We start from the raw sequence: 15,383 nt of genomic DNA on the forward strand, positions 1-15,383 counted from the left end.
CAATGGCGGCAACAGCATTCGAACTGGCACCGGTAATCGCACTCCTGCCGTTCGTATCGTTCCTGATCGCAATGCTCGGCGGCGAGTTCGCGCGGAAGATGCTTCCGAAAGGTGGCGCGCTTCCGGGTATTCTCGCGACCGCCGGGTCGCTTGCCCTCTCGCTGTGGGTGTTCATCACGGTGTCGGGCGGCGAGTCCTACCACGAGACCATCGTGTGGGTGAACGGGCTCGAAACGTTCGACCTGCACTTCGGCATCTTCCTCGACCCGCTGTCGTCGATGATGCTGGTCATCGTCTCACTTGTCGCAGTGCTCGTCCACATCTTCAGCCTCGGATACATGAACGACGAGGGCGAAACCGGCCTGCCACGGTACTATGCCGGTCTCGGCCTGTTCACCTTCAGCATGCTTTCGTTCGTGTTCGCGGACAACCTGCTGATGGCGTTCATGTTCTTCGAACTCGTGGGGCTGTGTTCGTACCTGCTCATCGGGTTCTGGTTCCGCCAACCCGGCCCACCGAGCGCCGCGAAGAAGGCGTTCCTCGTCACCCGCTTCGGTGACTACTTCTTCCTCATCGGCGTGGTGGCGGTGTTCGCCACCTTCGGGACGGCGCAGTTCGCGGGCGACCACTCGTTCGCGCACATGGCGGAAATGGCGCTCGCCGAAGGCGGCGAGGGCGAAGTGACCACACTGTTCGGACTCGACCCGAGAGCGTGGTTCTCCATCGTCGGCCTGCTGGTGCTGGGCGGTGTCGTCGGTAAGTCGGCACAGTTCCCCCTGCACACGTGGCTTCCGGACGCGATGGAAGGCCCAACGCCCGTTTCCGCGCTGATTCACGCGGCGACCATGGTCGCGGCAGGCGTCTACCTCGTCGCGCGCATGTACGGCTTCTACGCCCTGCTCCCGCAGGTGCTGGCCATCATCGCGTTCATTGGTGGGTTCACGGCACTGTTCGCGGCGACGATGGGCGTCGTCAAACGCGAAATCAAACAGGTGCTCGCGTACTCCACCATCTCGCAGTACGGCTACATGATGCTCGGACTGGGCGCCGGTGGCTACGTCGCGGCGACCTTCCACCTGATGACCCACGCCTTCTTCAAGGCACTCCTGTTCCTCGGAGCGGGGTCGGTCATCATCGCAATGCACCACAACGAGAACATGTGGGACATGGGCGGTCTGAAAGAGAAAATGCCGGTCACGTACTGGACGTTCCTCGCAGGTTCGCTCGCACTCGCGGGCATTGTTCCGTTCTCCGGCTTCTGGTCGAAGGACGAGGTGCTCTACGAGGCGCTCATCCACGGGGTGGAAAACCCAATCCTGCTCGGCGCATACGTGATGGGTCTCATCGCGGTGTTCTTCACCGGCTTCTACACGTTCCGGATGGTCTTTTTGACCTTCCACGGCAAGCCGCGGAGCGAAACGGCGCGCAACCCACACGGCGTCGGCTGGAACGTCAAGTTCCCGCTCGTCGTGCTCGGCATCCTCGCCGCCGTTTCCGGTCTGGTCAACATGACGCCGGTCGCGGAACTCCTGCACATGGAGAACATCGAATTCCTCCACTCGTGGCTCAACGGCCCGGTCGAGGCAACCGGCGCGCACCACTACGAACACCTCATCGAGGAATTCGCCTACGGTGCACCGGCAGAAAACATCGGCCCGCTCCTCCCCGGAGTGGTGTCGCTCGCCCTCGCCCTCGCGGGCGCGGGACTCGCGTGGACGCTCTACAACGTCCCGGAACCCGTCGCACACACCGACAAGCTCGGTGGCGCGAAAACGGTGCTGTTCAACAACTACTACCTCGACGAGTCGCAGGTCTGGCTCGCAACTGGCATCACACTCCCCCTCGCGCGGGCGGCGGACAAGTTCGACGGCGGCGTCATCGACGGCGTCGTCAACGGCATCTCCAGCGTGAGCCTGTTTGGCGGAAGCAGAATGAAGCGGATTCAGAGCGGCATCGTGACGAATTACGCGCTGCTTCTCACGGCGTCGTTCCTCGTCCTGCTTCTCGTCATCGGCTTTACGGGAGGTTGGTTCTAGATGATGATCGAAGCACTTCTCGCGGTTACACTCCTCAGCGCGTTCGTGGTGTTCCTCGCGCCCGATAAGGTCGCAGGGAAACTCGCGTTCGTACTGAGCCTGCTCCCGCTCGGCGGGAGCCTCTGGATGTACAGCTCTTTCGAGGCGACGGGAGCGCAGGGTAACGCCCTGTTGGGCGGTACCCTCGCTTTCGAAACGATGGCAAAATGGGTCGCTATCGGCCCGTACGCGCTCAACTGGCACGTTGGACTGGACGGCATCAGCATGCCGCTCCTGGTGCTGACGACGGTGCTCACGCCCCTCTCGATTCTGGCGGCGTGGACGCCGGTGCAGTCGCGCCAGAGCCAGTTCTACGGTCTCATGCTCTTCATGGAGATGAGCCTACTCGGCGTCTTCTCGGCGCTCGATTTCTTCGTCTGGTTCATCTTCTGGGAGATGGTCTTGGTACCGATGTACTTCCTTATCGGCGTGTGGGGCGGCCCACGCCGGAAGTACGCGGCTATCAAGTTCTTCGTGTACACGAACGTCGCCTCGCTGGTGATGTTCATCGGGTTCATCGCCCTCGTCTTCGGACTGGGTGATTCGGTGACCTCGCTCGATTTACCAGCGATTACGGGCGCGCTCAACAACGGCGAACTTAGCGGCCTCGGCGGAATTGACGCGAACACGCTGAAAGTGGTCGCGTTCTTCGCCATGTTCGCCGGTTTCGGCGTGAAGGTTCCAATCGTCCCGTTCCACACGTGGCTGCCCGACGCTCACGTTGAGGCACCGACGCCGGTGTCCATTATGCTGGCGGGCGTCATGCTGAAAATGGGTACCTACGCGCTCCTGCGATTCAACTTCACGATGCTGCCGGGAGTTGCGAAGGACTTCGCGCTCATCATCGCCATCGTGGCGGTTGTGAGCGTCATCTACGGCGCGATGCTCGCGTTGGCCCAGTCCGACCTGAAACGCATCGTCGCGTACTCCTCTGTGTCCTCGATGGGGTACGTCATCCTCGGATTGGTCGCGTACAACATGTACGGCGTCGGCGGTGCGACGTTCCAGATGATCGCCCACGGTCTCATCTCGGGACTGATGTTCATGGCGGTCGGCGTCATCTACAACACGACGCACACCCGCATGGTCTCGGACATGTCCGGACTCGCGGACAAGATGCCGATTACCGTCGCGGTGTTCGTCGCGGGCGCGTTCGGCTACATGGGACTGCCGCTGATGGCTGGCTTCGCGGCGGAGTTCTTCATCTTCGTCGGCGCGTTCCAGTCCACCGTCATTCCGGGCAACGCGCTTGCACTGTTCACGGGCGCGGCGATGTTCGGTATCGTCATCGTCGCGGGTTACCTGCTGTTCGCCATGCAGCGAACCCTGTTCGGCCCGTTCCGCCTCGAAACCGATTACAAGGTCGGGCGAGCCGACTTCCACGACGTGGCACCCCTCGTGGTGCTCATCCTGCTCGTCATCCTGCTGGGTGTCCAACCGGACATCTTCTACGGGATGATTCAGGACGCCGTGGGTGACATGGCCCTTATCGGCAGTGGAGGTGGTCACTGATGGCACAAGCACTCGGTGCAGGTGCCGACTGGACCACGATGGCTCCCGCAATCGTCCTCGGTCTGACGGCACTGATACTGCTCGTCGTTGACAGCGTCTCCCCGGATACGAGCAACCGTCCGCTCCTCGCGGGCATCTCGACGCTCGGTGCAGTCATCGCGGGCGGCCTCGCCGCGTTGTCCATCGTTTCCGGCACGGGCGAAGAGGCGATTATGCTGTACGATGGCGCACTCGTCGTGGACACGATGAGCCTGTTCTTCACGCTCATCTTCACGAGCGTCACCGCGTTGGTCTGTGTTGCGAGCTACGACTACATGAAAGGCCAGCCGTATCAGGCCGAGTTCTACTCGCTGGTCGTCCTCGCGGCAACCGGGATGACGCTGATGGCGAGTTCGAACAGTCTGGCGACGGTGTTCGTCAGCCTCGAACTGGCCAGCCTTCCGTCCTACGGGCTGGTCGCAATCCTGAAGAAAAACCGCGGGAGCGTTGAGGCAGGTCTCAAGTACTTCCTCATCGGCGCGCTCTCGTCGGCCATCTTCGCCTACGGTATCAGCCTCGTGTACGGTGTCACTGGACACCTGCAACTCGAACAGGTTGCGAGCAACCTGAACGTGGAAGCGTTGCCCGGCATCCTCGGCCTCGGTGTGCTGATGGTTCTCGGCGGGTTCGCGTTCAAGACGGCTTCCGTGCCGTTCCACTTCTGGGCACCCGAGGCGTACGAAGGTGCACCCGCACCCATCTCGGCGTTCCTGTCGTCGGCTTCGAAGGCCGCCGGGTTCGCCGTTGCCTTCCGCGTGTTCGTCACCGCGTTCCCGATCGGGGACGTGGCGGCCACCGTGGACTGGGTGCTGGCGTTCCAGATTCTCGCCGTCATCACGATGACGCTCGGGAACTTCGCCGCGGCGACGCAGGACAAAGTCAAACGCATGCTCGCGTACTCCTCGATCGGACACGCGGGCTACGTGCTCATCGGTCTCGCCGCCCTCACCGGCGGCAACGACGATTGGGTGATGGGCGGTGCGATGATGCACCTGCTCGTCTACGGCTTCATGAACACGGGCGCGTTCCTGTTCATTGCGCTGGTCGAAAACTGGGGCGTCGGTCGGACGTTCGAGGATTACAACGGATTGGCGACGAAGGCCCCGATAGCCTGTGTCGCCATGACGGTGTTCATGTTCAACCTCGCCGGCCTGCCGATCGGTGCCGGGTTCATGAGCAAGTACGTCCTGTTCGGTGCCGCGGTCGGTGCCGGATTCTGGTGGCTCGCGGCCGTCGGTGCCGTGAACAGCGCGCTGTCGCTGTACTACTACAGCCGCGTCGTCAAGGCGATGTGGATCGAGGAACCGGAATCCGAACTGACGATTCGCAGCACGCCAACCGGACTCTACGTTGCCGTCCTCGCGGCGGCCGCCGCGACAGTTCTGCTGCTTCCGGCATTCAACCCGGTTGCCGACACGGCCATCAACGCCGCGCTCACGCTGCTCGGGTAATCGCCGCGAAACCGAATTCGATTTTTGCGGATTTTTTGACGACGTTTCGTTTGGAGTAGAGACGCCGTTCATCGAGTTACCAACATGAGAACTGACGCCCCGAGATGGTTTGAGAGCGCGCTTAGATCTCTGAGTCTACAAACGTCAGCCAGGCAGGACCGTCATCAGTCGCTCACCGCGAACGTTCGTCACAGTAGCAATCACACTCTACGACGTTCCCCCAACCATCACGAGCGCCCATTTAAACCACTGACACACTCCAAAGGATTCCCAACAGGTTTTAGGTCTCCGACTAGCAATCGGTGGTAGAATGGTTTCGCGGCTCATGCTCGGCTGTGGCTCCGTCGGGCATGCAATCGTCGAGGAGGTGGCCGAGTGGCCCGGTAGCCTCGTCGTCGTCGACGAAAACGAAAGCAGGGTCGAAACGCTCCGCACCCAGGGCATCTCGGCGACCCGCGCTGACCCCGCCGACCCGGCGGTCACTGCCGGACGGCCGCATGTCGATATCGCGTTCGTCGCGGGTGACGACCCCGAACTGAATCGGGACTCGGCACGCGTCGTTCGCGATGCATACCCGAACGTCTATCTGGTCGCCTACGCGGGTGAAAATCCGTCGGAAACGGTGTCTATGGAGTTGTCCGACCTCGCCGACCGCGTTATCGACCCCGGTACGCTCATCGTCGATCAGGTGTTGTCGACGACGGACGGGGAGACGGCGTTTCGTACGCACGAACTTCAGCGTGTGCTCCGCGATATCGACGGCAAACTCGGGATTTTCATGCACGACAACCCGGACCCGGACGCCATCGCCAGTGCAGTCGCGCTAGAGGGATTGGCGGAATCGGTCGGCACCGAAGCGGAAACGTGCTACTACGGCGCCATCTCCCATCAGGAGAACCGGGCGTTCGTCAACCTGCTCGAACTGAACCTTCGAAATTTGGAACCGGACGACGACCTCTCGGAGTTCGCGGGTATCGCGCTGGTCGACCACTCCAGTCCGGGTGTTAACGACCAACTGCCCGAGGATACGCCGGTCGACGTGGTTATCGACCACCACCCGCCGAATCACCCGGTGGAGGCGCGATTCGTCGACCTGCGCAGTCGCGTCGGCGCGACGAGTTCGCTGCTCGCGGATCACTTGGAACACCTCGGAATCGACCCCAACGAGCGGGTCGCAACTGGTCTCCTCTACGGAATTCGTGTGGACACCAAGGATTTCACTCGGGAAGTGTCCGAAGCGGATTTCGAGGCCGCGGCGTTCTTGCTCCCACACGCGGATACCGGCACGTTGGAGCGCGTCGAAAGTCCGTCCATCACCCCCGACACCTTCGATACGATTTCCCGGGCAATACGAAACCGCGAACTCGACGGGACGGTGCTGGCGAGTTGCGTCGGCGCGCTCTCGGACAGGGACGCGCTGGCACAGGCCGCAGACCGCCTGCTCAACATGGACGGCGTCAACGTGACGCTCGTCTTCGGCTTTATGGATGGAACTGTGTACGTTTCCGCACGCGCCCGTGGTACCGACGTTGACCTCGGCGAAACCATGCGGGCCGCATTCGGTCAAATCGGGAGCGCGGGTGGGCACGCCGATATGGCCGGGGCACAGATTCCGCTCGGCCTGCTGGGCGAAGTCGAGGACGAAGAGGAGGCGTCGCTTTCGACTATCGTCGGCGAAATCGTTACGGATCGCTTCTTCGAGACGGTTCGCTCTCGTCCCAACTCCGACGGGTTCGAGTCGGGCAGGGAACACGTCGCCGCGTTCGACATTCAACTCGCGGAGAGCGACGACGAATAGCGGCCGTTCAATCAGTCCGGTTCGGCAAATCAGAATCGACGGTCGGGAAGTTTTTTGCTCGTCACAGCATGGGTACTCTGCATGGACGAGGCCGAGGAGGAAAACGGTCGCCGCACGTCACCCACGGTTCGTACCCTCTCCGACGGGGGAACGGAGGGTATCAAAGCGAAAGTCAAGGATTACATGACGCGCGACGTGGCGACCGTTTCCCCCGACGCAACCGTCGAATCGGTTGCCCGGCGAATCGCGGAGAGCGACGGTCACAACGGATTTCCGGTCTGCGACGGACGACGCGTCGAGGGGTTCGTCAGTGCGCGTGACCTTCTGCTCGCAAACGACCAGGAGCCGATTTTCAAGGTGATGAGCCAGGAACTCATCGTGGCCCATCCGGACATGGACGTGAACGACGCCGCGCGCGTCATTCTCCGCTCCGGGATTCAGAAACTCCCGGTGGTTGACGACGCGGGCAACCTCGTCGGCATCATCAGCAACACGGACGTTATTCGGAGTCAAATCGAGCGCGTGACACCCGAAAAAGTGGGCAAGTTGATGCGGACGCTCGAATCCATCCACGACACCGAAGTCTCACAGCGACGGCGGAAAATCAAACTCGCCAACCTCGTGCCGACACAGGGGAAGGTGTACGCCGACGAACTGGAGGGCCGCGTATACGAGATGGAGCGCGGACTGGCAGAACCCCTCGTCGTCATCGAGAACGGCCACACCCTCCTACTGGCGGACGGTCACCACCGCGCGAAAGCCGCAGACCGCCTCGATATCGAAGAGATGGACGCCTACGTCATCGTTACCGACCATCGCCTCGAACTCGGGATGTCGAAGACGGCCGAAAAAGAGGGACTCGAAACGATCGACGACATTCAGGTGGTCGATTACGCCCGGCATCCGCTCGTAGAGACGACCAAGCGATTGCAGTAGTTCGCTCTATCCTGTTGCTGTCCTGGTCTACCACTGTTTCCACTTGCCGATAACGGTGTCACTGGCTCCGTAGGAGTGTGGATTGTTCAGCGTATATCGAACCATCAATCCGATACTAAGCGCGATGATAGCGATGCAGGCGTTCGGTAGCAGGGCGGCGATGTACCAACTGGAGGGTGCCGAGGGCCAGAGGAGGAGTTCGGCGAGAATCCGAATCGCGTTGGATCCCGTGAGTACGCCGAGGGCGAGCGACGTGTAGCAGAAGAAGGTGAGGAACTTCGAATCGGAGGTCATCGATTCGGGATTTCATTCAGCGTGGTAAACGCTTTGTGGTGGGTTTTGGCATGGACAAGCGAGTTCGTCTGACCTCTCCGCCGTCCACCGACATCTACAATTTGCTCGGCGACCCATCGAAATCCATGCCCGGCGAGAGCGACGACCCGACGGTCATCCGCGTCGTCGTGGTTCATGCGGACGACGTTGTGACCGCGCTCGAAGCGACCGAACGGGGCCGGGAGGCCGTGCTTCGAATCACGGCTCCGTTCGCGGGACGGGTGCGTGCCCGACTCCACGTGGTGCAGGCGACGGAACCGGCGGACGACGGCCGTGGTGGTTCCGCCCCGATTCGAATCCCGCCGCGGACGCTCGTCACCGCCGAGGTACCGCCGTATCCACAGGTCGATGACACCGACCCGAGCGTGAGAGGTTCCACAGGCGAGTACGACGTGGAGGCACACCACGAGCGCCACACGGCGGGGGTGTCAGCGTGGCGCGAGGGGGTTCGGGAGCATATCGTAGAGACTGCTGAAATTGAGACGGTGGCAGGGCGACACCGGGTAGCAGTCGCAGTTCTGGGCTGAGTGATCCGATTCAAAAATCACCCACCGAATCCTTAATGGATTGCCCGGAAGAAATGACGTACATGTACGACGAGGACGACTTGGAGAAGATTCAGCAGGAACGAGAGGAGTGGGACGAAGACACCCTCTCGCCCGTGCTGGAACGGTTCGGCGAGCGGAAAGACCGCTTTGCGACGGTCTCGAATCTCGAAGTAGACCGCCTGTACGACCCGAACGACGTGGCCGACATCGACTACGAGGAGGACCTCGGCTTCCCCGGTGAAGACCCCTACACGCGCGGCGTCTACCCGACGATGTACCGTGGCCGAACGTGGACGATGCGCCAGTTCGCCGGGTTCGGCACGGCGGAGGAGACGAACGAACGATTCCACTACCTCACCGACAACGGACAGACGGGGCTCTCGACGGCGTTCGACATGCCGAGTTTGATGGGCAAGGACTCGGACGACCCGCTTTCCGACGGGGAAGTCGGCAAGGAGGGTGTCGCGGTGGACACCCTCCGCGATATGGAAATCCTCTTCGACGGCATCGACTTGGATGAAGTTTCGACCAGTTTCACCATCAACCCGAGCGCGCCGGTCATCTTCGCGATGTACGTCGCGCTGGCCGACCAGCAGGGCGTCCCCCGCGACGAAATCCGGGGCACCTTCCAGAACGACATGCTGAAGGAGTTCATCGCGCAGAAAGAGTGGGTTATCCCGCCCGAACCGTCGCTCCACACCGTCACCGACACCGTGGAGTTCGCGGTGGAGGAGACGCCGAACATCAAGCCCATCTCGATTTCGGGCTACCACATCCGCGAAGCTGGTTCGACCGCCGTACAGGAACTCGCCTTTACCCTCGCCGACGGCTTCGCCTACGTCGAGGATGCGATGGAGCGCGGCCTCGACGTTGACGAGTTCGCACCACAGCTTTCGTTCTTCTTCAACTCCCACAACTCGCTGTTCGAGGAAATCGCCAAGTTCCGCGCCGCCCGAAAAATTTACTCGACCGTGCTGGACGAGTGGTACGGTGCGGAAGACCCGAAATCGAAACAGCTCAAGTTCCACACCCAGACCGCTGGCCAGTCGCTGACCGCACAGCAACCGCTCAACAACATCGTTCGCGTGACGATTCAGGCGCTCGCTGGGGTCCTCGGCGGCACCCAGAGTCTTCACACGAACAGCTTCGACGAGGCGCTCGCACTGCCGAGCGAGCAAGCGGTTCGGGTCGCCCTGCGAACCCAGCAGATTATCGCCGAAGAAAGTGGCGCCGCGGACATCATCGACCCCCTCGGCGGCAGTTTCGCGGTCGAATCCCTGACGGAAGAAGTTGAGGAGAAGACGATGGCCTACATCGAGGAAATCAAGGAGATGGGCGACGGCTCGGTTCGCGACGGCGTCCTCGAAGGCATCGACCGCGGCTACTTCCATCGCGAGATTCAGGAAGCCTCCTACGAGTACCAAGAGCGCGTCGAGGACGGCGAGGAAATCGTCGTCGGCGTCAACAAGTACGACATGGAGGAGGACACGAAACCCGAGATTCTGAAGGTGGACGAGGAGACCCAAGACCGCCAACTCGCACGGCTCGCCGAGGTCAAAGCGGAGCGCGACGACGAAGCCGTCGAGGCCGCACTGGCGGAACTGGATGACGCCATCCAGAACGACGACAACGTCATGCCCGCCATCATCAATGCGGTGAAAGCCTACGCGACGATGGGCGAAATCATGGACGTGTTCGAGGCCGAACACGGAAGCTATCAGGAAAAAATCGGACTGGCCTGAATCGATTTCCTTTTCGATCTGTTGACAGTGAATTAGCAGTTGTGATTTAGAGTTTGTACATCGCCTCAACAGTTATGGATAGGGAGCGACTATCGGTTTCCGATGCAGGTCGCGATTCTCACCGTCGGCGACGAACTCCTCGCGGGCAACACCGTGAACATGAACGCTGCGTGGTTAGCGGAAGAAATCCACGAGCGCGGCGGGTCGGTGCGGAGAATCCTGACACTCCCCGACGACATCGAAATCATCGCCCACCGTGTCCGCGAATGGCACGACTCGTTCGATGCGGTGGTCGTCACCGGCGGACTCGGTGGGACGCCGGACGACGTGACGATGGATGCCGTTTCGATGGCGCTCGACCGCAACGCCGTGGTCGATACGGAGACACGGGAGCGACTCGAAGAGAAGGCGCGACAGTTCGCGACGGAAAACCCCGAACTAACCGACGAGTACGACCTCAAACTGGATTTGGACGAAGCCGCGGAACTTCCGGCAGGGGGACGACCGCTCCTCACCGATGCGGGGTGGGCGCCGGGTTGTGCGGTGGAGAACGTCTACGTCCTCCCTGGCATTCCGCGTGAGATGAAAGCGATGTTCGAACTCGTCGCGGACGAGTTCGATGGGGCGGTCGTCTCCGAGACGATTCACACGCCAGCGCCAGAAGGTGCGCTCGGAGGCGTTCTCTCCGATGTCCGAGACCGGTTCGACGTTGCGGTCGGAAGCTATCCGGGACGCGGTGACACACCAGGTCGCCTGAAGGTGACATCGACAGATTTGGACGAAGTTTCGGCCGCCGTCGAATGGTTACGGACCCACGTCGAGGTGGTTAATGTGGTAGATACCGATATGAAATAAAATGAGAAGATGGACAGGAATTCCGAATCGGGTTCGGTGACGGATTCGGATCGCCAGTAGTCGTTATCGTATAAAATAAACTATCGTTCGACTTCGGTTCCGAAAATGGTCGATGAACATAGCATATCTTTATGACCTTCGTTAAAGCATGCTAGCATGGATATATGCCAGACGATACCGTGGAACTCGAAGCACGGCTCGAAGAGGCGGAATCATTCGAGCCACCGGAATCGTTCGTTGCACAGGCGAACGTCGCCGACGAAGGAATTTACGAGGAGTTCGAGGAAAACTGGCCGGAGTGCTGGGAACAAGCGGGTGATCTGCTCGACTGGTACGAGGACTACGACACCGTTCTGGACGACAGCAACGCGCCGTTTTACGAATGGTTCACCGGCGGGACGCTGAACGCCTCGTACAACTGCCTCGACCGCCACTTGGACGACCGAGGCGACGAGACGGCAATCGAGTGGGTCGGCGAACTCGGCGAGACACGAACCTACAGCTACGAATCCCTCCACCGCGAGGTCAACGAATTCGCGGCCGCACTCCGCGAACAGGGCGTTGGCGAGGACGATGTAGTGACGATGTACATGCCGATGGTGCCGGAACTCCCCATCGCAATGCTGGCCTGTGCGCGCATTGGTGCGCCCCACAGCGTCGTCTTCGCCGGATTCTCGGCGGACGCGCTTGCAACCCGGATGGAGAGTGCGGACTCCAAATACCTCGTCACTTGTGACGGCTACTATCGCCGTGGCGACCCGCTTCAGCACAAGGAAAAGGCCGACAAAGGGCTCTCGAACGTGGGTCACGACGTAGAGAGTGTCGTCGTGGTAGACCGACTCGGCGACGAATACGACCACCCGATGGAAAACGGGGAACTCGATTACGACGACCTCGTGACCGAACAAGAAGGCGCGGAGGTCGAACCGGTTCAACGCGACGCCGAGGATATGCTCTTTTTGATGTACACCTCGGGAACGACCGGCCAGCCCAAGGGTGTCAAGCACACCACGGCGGGCTATCTGTCGTATGTGGCGTGGACGAGTCACGCCGTCCTCGACGTCAAACCGGAGGATACCTACTGGTGTTCGGCCGACATCGGCTGGATTACCGGCCACTCGTACATCGTCTACGGACCCCTCGCGCTCGGAACGACGAGCGTGATGTACGAAGGGACGCCGGACTACCCGGACAAAGACCGTCTCTGGGAAATCGTGGAGAACTACGAGGTGACCCAACTGTACACGGCCCCGACGGCGATTCGAGCGTTCATGAAGTGGGGACACCAGCACCCTGACAAACACGACCTCTCGTCGCTCCGACTACTCGGCACGGTCGGCGAACCCATTAACCCGCGAGCGTGGAAGTGGTACTACAAACACATCGGCCATGAGGAATGCCCCATCGTGGACACGTGGTGGCAGACCGAAACCGGCGGGATGATGGTAACGACCCTGCCGGGTATCGGGACGATGAAACCCGGAAGTGCGGGCCCACCGCTCCCCGGCATCGACGCGAAGGTGGTGGATACGAAAGGTGATGAAGTCGGCGCAGGACGTGCGGGCTACTTGACCGTACAGAAACCGTGGCCCGGCATGCTGCGGACGCTCTACAATAACGACGACCGCTTCATCTCCGAGTACTGGCAGGAGTACTCCGACCCCGACGCGGACGAGTGGGTGTACTTCCCCGAGGACGGGGCGAAACTGGACGAAGACGGCTACATCACCGTCCTCGGCCGCGTTGACGACGTACTCAACGTTTCGGGCCACCGTCTCGGCACGATGGAAATCGAATCGGCCATCGTCGGCGTGGAGGGCGTCGCCGAGGCCGCAGTCGTCGGCGGTCACCACGACGTGAAAGGCGAGGCGGTTTACGCCTATGTCATCACGGAGGAAGGTACCGAAGGCGACGAGGAACTCCACGACGAAATCGTCGCGGGCGTCGAGGACGCTATCGGCCCGATTGCGCGACCCGAGGACATTATCTTCACGCCCGAGCTGCCGAAGACGCGCTCCGGAAAAATCATGCGGCGCTTGCTGGAGGATATCGCCAACGGCGAGGAACTGGGCGACACCTCCACCCTGCGAAATCCGGATGTCGTCGAAGACATCCAGGACAAGGTTCAAACCGAATAGCGCAGAAGACGACCCGAATAACCGTATTTCTCGATTATTGATTTCGCCCGACGAGTGGAGTCGAGAGCGTGATTACTACGTGACGTTTCCAACTAGTAGCGGTAATCGCTATCCCGTCAAAACGCGTTTTCGCGACGTATCGAAGGAATAGACTCCATCTAGCGGTCGTTGTCACCAATGTCGAGCCATCGTTCCGCAAATCTTCCTGTAACCCGAATCTATATCATGAACTGTGATGCAAAACCCTGTATGAAGCGGGAACTACTCGTGACCGATTTTCTCGACCGAGCACGGGAGTACTACAACGACGAGGAAGCAGTCGTGGCGACCACGGGCGAGCGATACACCTACGGCGAACTGGGCGACCGCGCAGACCGCGTTTCGACGGCGCTCGCGGAACGCGGTATCGGGAAGGGCGACCGGGTGGCCGTCCTCGACCCGAACACGCATTACCACCTCGAATCGGCCTACGGAATCATGCAGTTGGGCGCGATTCACACGCCGCTCAACTACCGCCTCACGTCGAATGATTTCGAGTACATCCTCAACGATGCCAGAGTCGACGCGATAATCGCGGATTACGAGTACGCGCCAAAAATCGAGGCGGTTCGGGACGAAGTGCCGACAGGGACGTTCATTAGTAACGATGCGGCGAAGACCGAGGGCGACTGGGAGGATTTCGACGAAATCATCGCGGACACGGACCCCGACTACGAGCGCCCAGCGATGGACGAAGACGAGGTCATCACTATCAACTACACGTCGGGGACGACGGGCGACCCGAAAGGCGTGATGCGAACCCATCGAACCGAGACGCTCCATGCTTATCTCATCACGATCCATCAGGAAATCCGCGACGACGACACCTACCTCTGGACGCTCCCGATGTTCCACGTCAACGGCTGGGGGCACATCTACGCGATAACCGGAATAGGTGCGAAACACGTCTGCACCCGCGGCATCGACGCCGAGGCGATTTTCGAGACGGTGGTCGCGGAGGACGTGTCGTACTTCTGTGCCGCGCCGACGGTGTTGAACATGCTCATCGACCATTACGAGTCACACGGCCCGGAGACGACCGGCACGAATGATGTCAGGGTGGCCACGGCCGGAAGCGCCCCGCCGGAAGCGACCATCCGAACCGTCGAGGACGAGTTCGGATGGTATCTGAAACACGTCTACGGTGCAACTGAAACGGGACCGCTCATCACCACCTCCGACGCCAGACGCCTGTTAGGTGACGGAGAAGAGCGATTCTCCTTGAAAAAGCGACAGGGAATCGGCTATCTCGGAACCGAAATCGCCGTCGTGGACGAGGATGGCGAGGACGTGGCGCGGGATGACGCCTCCATCGGCGAAATCGTCGTCCGGGGCAATCAGGTGATGGAAGGCTACTGGGAGAAACAGGATGCGACCGAGGAGGCGTTTAACGATCGCCGAGAGGGCTGGTATCACACGGGCGACCTCGCGGTCGTTGACGAACACGGCATGGTGTCGATTCAAGACCGCAAGAAGGACATCATCATCAGCGGGGGAGAGAACATCTCCAGCATCGAGTTAGAAGACACCCTCTTCGACCACGAGAAAGTGAGCGACGTAGCGGTCATTCCGGCACCGAGTGACGAATGGGGTGAGACACCGAAGGCGTTCATCATTCCGGCGACTGGGAACCCCGACGAACCGGGCGTTACGGAGGAGGAAATCCGCGAGTTTACACGGGAGCACATGGCCGGGTACAAAGCGGTCAGCCATGTGGAGTTCGTGGACGAACTCCCGACGACCGCGACCGGTAAAGTACAGAAGTACGAACTTCGCGAGCAAGAGTGGGACGACGAGGACAGGATGGTTGGGCAGGGCTGACCGGGCGCGATCGATTTCTTGTGCCAGAATCGATTTTTGATTCGTCATCATGTACTACCAGGTTTTATTATAGCTCGGCATTATGAATTAAAAATA

11 protein-coding genes are annotated in these 15,383 nt (G+C 60.7%); 10 read left to right on the plus strand and 1 reads right to left on the minus strand.

Annotated features, from left to right (window positions below; genetic code table 11):
- Positions 1–2: 2 nt before the first annotated feature.
- From nuoL to ACN2TU_RS03205, 5 genes are all read left to right on the plus strand, one after another.
- Positions 3–2,036: an NADH-quinone oxidoreductase subunit L gene (gene nuoL, locus ACN2TU_RS03185; protein ID WP_435152896.1), complete on the plus strand. Its 2,034-nt coding sequence runs from the start codon at positions 3–5 to the stop codon at positions 2,034–2,036.
- Positions 2,037–3,587 carry a complex I subunit 4 family protein gene (locus ACN2TU_RS03190; protein ID WP_435152898.1) on the plus strand — a complete coding sequence of 517 codons (1,551 nt, stop codon included), beginning with the start codon at positions 2,037–2,039 and terminating at the stop codon, positions 3,585–3,587.
- Entirely contained in the window at positions 3,587–5,077 is a 1,491-nt protein-coding gene (locus tag ACN2TU_RS03195; protein ID WP_435152900.1) for an NADH-quinone oxidoreductase subunit N, read from the plus strand. Before ACN2TU_RS03190 ends, ACN2TU_RS03195 begins: the two co-directional genes overlap by 1 nt.
- Positions 5,078–5,387: 310 nt before the next feature.
- The gene (locus ACN2TU_RS03200; protein WP_435152901.1) at positions 5,388–6,875 is read left to right on the plus strand and encodes a DHH family phosphoesterase; all 1,488 of its coding nucleotides are present in this window, start codon (positions 5,388–5,390) and stop codon (positions 6,873–6,875) included.
- 183 nt (positions 6,876–7,058) lie between these two features.
- Positions 7,059–7,811: a CBS pair associated ParBc domain-containing protein gene (locus ACN2TU_RS03205; RefSeq protein WP_435153641.1), complete on the plus strand. Its 753-nt coding sequence runs from the start codon at positions 7,059–7,061 to the stop codon at positions 7,809–7,811.
- A gap of 27 nt (positions 7,812–7,838) precedes the next feature.
- On the opposite strand, the gene ACN2TU_RS03210 is transcribed toward ACN2TU_RS03205, so the two are convergent.
- On the minus strand, positions 7,839–8,105 hold the full coding sequence (locus tag ACN2TU_RS03210; RefSeq protein WP_435152902.1) for a hypothetical protein: 267 nt from the start codon (positions 8,103–8,105) through the stop codon (positions 7,839–7,841).
- A gap of 50 nt (positions 8,106–8,155) precedes the next feature.
- On the opposite strand from ACN2TU_RS03210, the gene ACN2TU_RS03215 reads away from it, so the two are divergent.
- From ACN2TU_RS03215 to ACN2TU_RS03235, 5 genes are all read left to right on the plus strand, one after another.
- Positions 8,156–8,671 (plus strand): DUF8009 family protein, encoded by a 516-nt coding sequence (locus ACN2TU_RS03215; protein ID WP_435152904.1) that lies wholly within the window; start codon positions 8,156–8,158, stop codon positions 8,669–8,671.
- A 62-nt stretch (positions 8,672–8,733) separates the two neighbouring features.
- The gene (locus tag ACN2TU_RS03220; protein WP_435152906.1) at positions 8,734–10,434 is read left to right on the plus strand and encodes an acyl-CoA mutase large subunit family protein; all 1,701 of its coding nucleotides are present in this window, start codon (positions 8,734–8,736) and stop codon (positions 10,432–10,434) included.
- 102 nt (positions 10,435–10,536) lie between these two features.
- Positions 10,537–11,289, plus strand: a complete 753-nt coding sequence (locus ACN2TU_RS03225) for a competence/damage-inducible protein A (protein ID WP_435152908.1) — start codon at positions 10,537–10,539, stop codon at positions 11,287–11,289.
- Between the two features lie 164 nt (positions 11,290–11,453).
- The gene (gene acs / locus ACN2TU_RS03230) at positions 11,454–13,427 is read left to right on the plus strand and encodes an acetate--CoA ligase (protein WP_435152910.1); all 1,974 of its coding nucleotides are present in this window, start codon (positions 11,454–11,456) and stop codon (positions 13,425–13,427) included.
- Between the two features lie 249 nt (positions 13,428–13,676).
- Positions 13,677–15,287, plus strand: coding sequence for a long-chain-fatty-acid--CoA ligase (locus tag ACN2TU_RS03235; RefSeq protein ID WP_435152911.1), 1,611 nt, complete (start codon positions 13,677–13,679; stop codon positions 15,285–15,287).
- Positions 15,288–15,383 lie beyond the last annotated feature (96 nt).

Source organism: Haladaptatus marinus, from assembly GCF_051194195.1.